This window comes from Gryllotalpicola sp. CP2-P1, assembly GCF_057512245.1.
In genome coordinates this window covers 1-4,720 of the sequence record NZ_JBLRDT010000194.1, presented here as the reverse complement: position 1 = coordinate 4,720, position 4,720 = coordinate 1, and the positions used below count along the sequence as shown (strand labels likewise).

4 protein-coding genes are annotated in these 4,720 nt (G+C 72.1%); 1 reads left to right on the top strand and 3 read right to left on the bottom strand.

The annotated features are described in order from the left end of the window. Positions 1-1,313 (bottom strand): MFS transporter (locus ACM2XV_RS12500; protein WP_487027156.1); only part of this gene is annotated, 1,313 nt, incomplete at its 3' end. 151 nt (positions 1,314-1,464) lie between these two features. Between ACM2XV_RS12500 and ACM2XV_RS12495 the strand changes: the two genes are divergently transcribed. Beyond that, positions 1,465-2,562 carry a LacI family DNA-binding transcriptional regulator gene (locus ACM2XV_RS12495; protein WP_344775727.1) on the top strand — a complete coding sequence of 366 codons (1,098 nt, stop codon included), beginning with the start codon at positions 1,465-1,467 and terminating at the stop codon, positions 2,560-2,562. Between the two features lie 102 nt (positions 2,563-2,664). On the opposite strand, the gene ACM2XV_RS12490 is transcribed toward ACM2XV_RS12495, so the two are convergent. Both ACM2XV_RS12490 and ACM2XV_RS12485 read right to left on the bottom strand, forming a co-directional pair. After that, positions 2,665-4,050 carry a glucose-6-phosphate dehydrogenase gene (locus ACM2XV_RS12490; protein ID WP_487027155.1) on the bottom strand — a complete coding sequence of 462 codons (1,386 nt, stop codon included), beginning with the start codon at positions 4,048-4,050 and terminating at the stop codon, positions 2,665-2,667. Between the two features lie 96 nt (positions 4,051-4,146). Beyond that, the coding region (locus tag ACM2XV_RS12485; protein WP_487027154.1) for an MATE family efflux transporter at positions 4,147-4,720 on the bottom strand (574 nt) is incomplete at its 5' end.

Genomic DNA, 4,720 nt, shown 5'->3' with positions numbered 1-4,720 from the left:
GCATCCGCCCGGCCCGTGCCGGCCCCGTAGCTGCGCTGCCGCAGCGCGGGCGCGCACAGGAACGCCGCGACGACGAGCGCGAGAACGACGTAGAGCGCGTGCAGGATGCCGATGTGGTCGGCCAGGAAGCCGATGACGGGCGGCCCGCCGAGGAATGCGAGGTAGCCGATCATCGCGACGGCCGCCACGCGAGTGGTCGCGTTCCGCTCGTCGTCGGCGGCGGCCGACATGCCGAGCGGGAAGCCGAGCGAGGCACCGAGGCCCCACAGCACGGCGCCCGTGACGAACACGGCGGGCTGGCCGCCGATGATGAACAGCAGCAGGCCGATGACGCCGAGGCCCGCGGTGATGCGGATCGCCCATACCCGGCCGAGCCGGTCGACGACCGGGCCACCGGCGATGCGGCCCAGCGTCATCGCGACGAGGAACACGTCGAGCACGAGCGCCCCCGCGGCCTTCGTGGTGCCGTGGTCGTCGACGGCGGCGAGCGCGATCCAGTCGTTGGCCGAGCCTTCCGCGAAGGCCATGCCGAGCATGACGACGCCGATCATCACGAGCGTGACGTCGCGCCACACCACGATGCGCGCGACCACGGAGCGCCGGAAGCGCTGCCCCGTGCTGATCGCGGGGGTGTGAGCGGATGCCTCGGCCGCACCCGCCTCGTCGGGGGACTCGACCCGATCGGGCACGAACCGCACGGCGATCACGGCGACGACGATCAGGACGACGGCGACGAGCGCCAGGTGCAGCCACATCGGAATGTCGGCGGCCGCGGCGCCGGCGCCGGCGAGCGCCCCGAGCACGGTGCCGATCGAGAAGCACGCGTGCATGAGCGGCATGAGGGTGCGCCCGATGCGCCGCTCGACGCTGGCGCCCGAGACGTTCATCATCACGTCGACGGCGCCGTTGCCGAGGCCCAGCATCGCGAGCCCGATGACGGTCGCCGGGATGTTGCCCCAGAGCGTCGCACCGAGTCCCGCGAGTGCGAGCCCGAGCGCGCCGAAGACGAGCCCCGTCGCCATGCTCCAGCGCTCGCCGAGCACGTGGCTCGCGGCGGGTGCGACCACGAGGCCGAGGATCGCGCCGATGGAGATGCAGATGATGAGGAGTCCGACCTGGCCGGGGTCGATGTCGAGGGCGTCGCGCGCCGCGGGCAGGCGGGCGGCGAAGCTCGCCAGCAGCACGCCGCTCAGTGCGAAGACCACGAAGACCGCGTTGCGCCAGCTGCGCAATTCAGGGGCGGGGCGAGGGCGCGCGGGGGGTGCGGAGGGCTGGTCGGCGGGGCTGTCGGTGGTGCTCACGGTGTTGCTCACTTGGCTGATGCTTCGCATGTGAAGCGGTCGGAAGAGTTGCTGTGAATTCGACGCTCGAATCGATTCGAGCGCATGGTCCGGCTAACCTAGCTGAAACCCTGCCCGAAGGGAAGCCAGGGCCCAGCCGCCCGAGAAGGCCGAAGGAGCGTGCGTGACCGCTGTCGACAACTCCGTGGAGCATCGCCCCACGCTCGCCGCTGTCGCGGCGCGCGCCGGCGTCAGCGCCTCCACGGCGTCGCTGGCGTTCAGCGGAACCGGCCCGGTCTCCGACGCCACCCGCGAGCGCGTGCTGCAGGCCGCCCGCGAGCTGAACTACGCGGGCCCCGACCCGCGCGCGCGGTCGCTGCGCCGAGGCCGCAGCGGCATCGTCGGCGTCGTGCTCGAAGAGCGGGTGCGCGACGCATTCCGTGACCCCATCAAGATCGCGACCCTCGACGGCATCTCGGAAGAGCTGGGGTCGATCGACGCCGGCCTGCTGGTGCTCACCGAGGTGGCGGGCGAAGCCGAGGGCGACGAGAAGAACCCGGTCACGCTGAGCGACGCGCCCATCGACGGCGCCGTGCTGATGGGCTGCAGCCCCCGGTTCGAGGAGTCCATCGCCACGCTGCGCGCCCGCGGCGTTCCCGTCGTGGCGATCGAGGGCAACCCGGGCGATGACGACATCGTCATGATCCTGCAGGACAACCGCGAGGCGACCCGCAGGGGCGCCGAGCACCTCAAGGCCCTCGGCCACACGCGGGTCGCGATCGTCGCGCTCTCGCTCGACCGCGACCACCGGCGGGCGCTTGTGACCCCTGAGCGGATCGCCGCCGGCACGAGCGCGACGACGCTCGAGCGCCTCGCGGGCGCCCGCGACGTCTTCCCGGACGCGCCGGCGTACACGGGGGCGGGCTCGTACGTCGAGGAGGGGCGACTGGCCGCTCTCGAGCTGCTTTCGGGCGAGGCATCCGACCGCCCCACCGCGATCATCGCGCAGAGCGACCTGCTCGCCGCCGGCGTGATCCGCGCGGCGGAAGAGCTCGGCATCGCCGTGCCGGAGCAGCTCTCGGTGATCGGCTTCGACGGGGTGAAGGTCGACGGGCTGTGGCCCTACGACCTGACGACGCTGGTGCAGCCCGCTGCCGAGAAGGGCCGCGCGGCCGGGCGAGCGGTCAAGGCGATGCTCGCGGGCAACGACGTCGCGTCGCGCCTGTTCACGGCCGAGTTCCACGAGGGGAACACGACGGCGCCGGTGCCGGTGGTCGAGTAGCGCGCAGCGCGTATCGAGACCCGTTCCTGCGAGGAGAGGGTCTGGCTGCGATACGCCCGGATTCGCGCGGGCTACTCGGCCCGGCGGATACGGTGAGCGGCCTTACTCGACCAGCGGCGTCTTCCACGGCCCGCTCGACCCGGCCCTGTACTCGTCGAGGGGCACCTTGTCCTTCTTCCAAGCAGTGAGCACCGGGTCGACGAGCCGCCAGCACTCCTCCGCCGTGTCACCGCGCACGGCGAGCATGGGGTCGCCCTCGAGCACCCCGGCGAGCACCTCGCCATAGGCCGGCAGCTGGCCGGGGTTGAGTTCGGCGCGCAGCTCGACGTGGTCGATCGTGTACGGGTCGCCCGGCCCGTTCACGTCGAGCTCGAGCGTCATCTCGAGTGTCTTGAGGTCGAGGCGCAGCCGGTTCGGCCGGTCGGAGCCGCGGATGCGCTCGGGCACGTGCGCCGGGGGACGGAACGTGAAGACGATCTCGTGCCGCGGCGCGCCGAGCGCCTTTCCGCTGCGCAGCGTGAACGGCACGCCGGCCCAGCGGTTGTTGCGCACCTCGACCGTCAGCTCGGCGAGCGTCTCGGTCTCGTTCTTCGGGTCGACCCCCTCTTCGTCCACATACGACGGCAGTGCGCGGCCGTCGATGGTGCCGGCGGTATAGCGCCCGCGACGGGATGCCGCGGCCGGGTCATCCGCCCACAGCCGGGTCGCGCGCAGCGCGAGCGCCTTGAGATCGCGCACGTCGGTCGCCTCCAGGGCGGCAGGCGGCTCCATCGCCACGACGGCGAGCGTCTGCAGCAGGTGGCTCTGGATCATGTCGACCAGCGCGCCCGCGTGGTCGTAGTAGCGGGCGCGGCCCTCGAGCCCGAGCGTCTCGTCGAAGACGATGTCGACCGACGCGACGTGGGTGTTGTTGAGCAGCGGCTCGATGATGCGGTTCGCGAAGCGCGTGCCGAGGATGTTGAGCACCCCGCTCGTCCCGAGGAAATGGTCGACGCGGAAGACGTGGTCCTCGGGCACGAGCGTCGCGAGTTTCTGGTTGAGGGTGTGAGCGGATGCCTCATCGACGCCGAACGGCTTCTCCAGCGCCAGCCGGGTTCCCTCGGGCAGCAGCCCGACCAGCGCGTCGCAGGCTTTCGCGGTGATCGCCGGGGGCAGCGCGAAGTAGATGGCGGGCGGGTTCTCGCACGCGGCCAGCAGCTTCTTCAGGTCGGCGGGCTTCGTAACGTCTGCGGTGAGATAGCTCGTGCGCTTGAGGAGATCGGTGACCGCGCGGCCCTTCGCGCTGCCCGCCGTCATCGCCGCCGTGACGCGGTCCTTCCACTCGGCATCCGTATACGTCTCGACGCCCGCGCCGATGAGCTGCACCCGGCGGTCGGGCTGCACCGTGAGCAGGCCGCCGAGGCCGGGCATGAGCAGGCGCGCGGCGAGATCGCCACTCGCGCCCAGGATCAGCAGCGTCGCGGATTCGGTCGTGTCAGCTTTGGCCACGCTGCTGACGGTACCCGCGTGCGCCCCGTCGTCACAGACCCGGTCGTCACAGAGTCGGCTCATTCGCGCCGATGGGCCGCGTTCGTGACGACCCGGCTAGGCACCCGTGACCAGCCAGCGCGGCGAGCGGGCGCGCAGGCCGAGGGTGAGCGCGCGGGCGCCGAGATAGATGAAGGCGAAGGATGCCGCGAGCAGCGCGAACCCCAGCCAGGCGGGCAGCCCCGACCCAGGCACGAGCACTGCGACCAGCACGGCGCACGGCACGAAGCACGAGAGGTTGAGCAGCCCCGTGAGCGCGAGGTAGCGGGCGTCGCCGGCGCCGATCAGCACCCCGTCGAGCACGAACACGAAGCCGTCGAGCGGTGCGGCGACCGCGATCAGCGCCACCCCGACGGGCAGCACGGCGAGCACATGCGGGTCGCTCGTGAAGGCGCGCCCGAGCCAGGGCGAGAGCACGAGCACGACGGCGCCGAGCACGACCCCCGCCCCGATGCCCCATTGCAGGCAGCGCCGAAGCACCGCCCGCACACGGTCGACATCTGAGGCCCCGAGCCCGTGCCCGATCAGCGCCTGCGCCGCGATCGCGAGCGCGTCGAGCGCGAAGGCGAGCGTGTTGAACACCGTCATGACGAGCTGCCACCCCGCGAGCTCGACCGAGCCGAGCCGGGTC